Below are 2,198 nucleotides of genomic sequence, written 5' to 3'. Positions count from 1 at the left end.
TGTAGCCTTCGATTCCGGGTTTTGACTTTTCTTGAACTGCGTAAAAAGCATTGTTCACCAAGTTCAGAATCACCCTTCCGATATCGGAAGCGACCACATTTACTTTTGGCAAGTTCGGATCAAGATCCAATTTAAAGTCAGCGTTAAAGCTCTTGTCTTTCGCCCGAAGCCCATGATAGGAAAGCCGTACAAACTCATCCGCCAAGGAGTTCAAGTCTGTCAGAGCCTTTTCGCCTTTGTTGGCCCTGCTATGCTCCAGCATTCCTTTAACAATAGCATCTGCACGCTTGCCATGGTGGTTGATTTTCTCGAGGTTTTGCTTGATATCCTCCAAAATCTCATCCTCGATTTCGTCCTCCTCCGTTTTTGGTCTTGTTTCTTGGCTCTTGCTTCTTGCTTCTTGTATCTCCTCCACTAGCTCGGCACTGACTTCTGAAAAATTATTCACAAAATTCAACGGATTCTGAATCTCATGGGCGATACCTGCTGTCAGCTCTCCAAGGGAGGCCATCTTTTCGGATTGGATCAGTTGGGCTTGGGTGGATTTGAGATTTTGGAGGGTGTTTTCCAGCACTGTTTTTTGCTGGTTTATTACTTCATTTTTTGAAGTTAAAAGTTGATTTTTTCTACGTGACCTTTTATAAAAAATGATCAGTAAAACCAGAATAAGTATGCTAAAAATGAAGAGAACAATATATGTAATGTTTTGAGCTTGCTTTTTTTGAATCTCTAAATCTTTAGTCTCTAATTCTAGGTTCTTCTTTTCAATGATATAGTCACTTTCCAGTTGGGTTAATTGATTTTCTTTGTCAATAGTATAGAGACTATCTTTTAAGGTATAGTACTTATTTAGATACTTTACCTGATCTTCGAACGACTTGCTTTCCTCGTATAGTGAAGCTAGATTTTTGTAATTCTCCAAAAGTATTTCAGGAGATCCTGCTTCCACTCCATACTTTATACTGAGATTAAAATTCTCCAGCGCTGATTGATAATTTCCTAATTGAAAATAGGTCGAAGCTATATTGTTATAAAGTGCCCCAAGCGAGAAGGGATCATTTTTAGATAAATATATTTGCAAGGCTTTCTCAAACTGGACCAACGCTTCTTGGTTTTTATTCTGATGCTTTAGCGATAGCCCCAGGTTAGTGAGAGATGAGCCTATTTCATTTGAATCATTGATTTTTAAAGCAATCTCCAATGCCTTTTCCAATAAAATGACTGCAGAATCAAGTTTCCCTTGCTGATCATAAATTATCCCTTTTTTTGTGTAAAAGTTACTGATCTGCGAGCTGTCATTTTCTTTAATTACCAATTGTTCCGCTTTATTCAAGTATTCAGTCTGCTTAGAAACATCTTCATTGCTGGTATATAAGTTCACAATGGAAAAGTAGGTGTTAACCAGGCGCCAGTTATCATTCAGGCTCTCATAGATCCGAGCGGATTTTAAATAATTATCTAAGGCATCAGGAAATTCTATTAAAAGGCGAAAGGTGTATCCCTTAGCAAAATGAATGTTGGCAATTTGCAAACTATCATTAGCATTGACAGCGGCCTTCAACCCGGCATCAAAATATTCCAAAGCTTTTTTTTGATTAACATTTTGATAGTAGTAGCCTAACTGCTTATTAAGGTAAATTTTAGCACTGTCTGTCGAGGCAGTTTCTAGGTCATTCATTAATTGTAATACTCGCTCGTTTTGTCCAAATGACTGAAAGTTTACGATTAGAGATAAAACAAGTAATAACCGTAATAATTTAGTTCTATACCACATATCTCTTTCAGTTTCCTTGTATGTTTTTCTAAAAAGTATCGATTCTTTTACCTCTACTTTTCCATTAAAAGGATTTCGGAAGGTTTGGACGGCGGGTATTGATCTTTCACAGACTGAATTCCGCTTATCAATCAAGGGTTTGGAACTTTCAATTTCTGTACCTAATCGAGCCGTGCTATTCATTTGTTTTTTTAATCAAGTGATAAAAACAGGGTTATTTCTGTTCCTTCGCCTAGGGTGCTTTGGACACGAAAATCTCCCCCATGCGCCTTCACGATATCATAAGATAAGGATAATCCCAATCCTGTTCCTTGTCCGGTTGGCTTGGTGGTGAAGAAAGGCTGGAATATCTTTTCTTTGATGTGATCAGGAATGCCGTTTCCGTTGTCTTGGACAGAAAGCTCAATTCCATTTTCAGTTTTCT

At 37.8% G+C, this 2,198-nt stretch carries 2 protein-coding genes; both read right to left on the bottom strand.

The window, feature by feature from the left end; translation table 11 throughout:
- Positions 1–1,957: tetratricopeptide repeat-containing sensor histidine kinase (locus ACZFYI_RS19420; RefSeq protein WP_462525775.1), on the bottom strand; the 1,957-nt coding region annotated here is incomplete at its 3' end.
- Positions 1,958–1,965: 8 nt separating this feature from the next.
- Positions 1,966–2,198 (bottom strand): sensor histidine kinase (locus ACZFYI_RS19415; RefSeq protein ID WP_462525774.1); only part of this gene is annotated, 233 nt, incomplete at its 5' end.

The organism is Aquiflexum sp., assembly GCF_977115555.1.
Note: the sequence above shows the minus strand (reverse complement) of the source record. Positions and strands in the feature narration are given on the sequence as shown.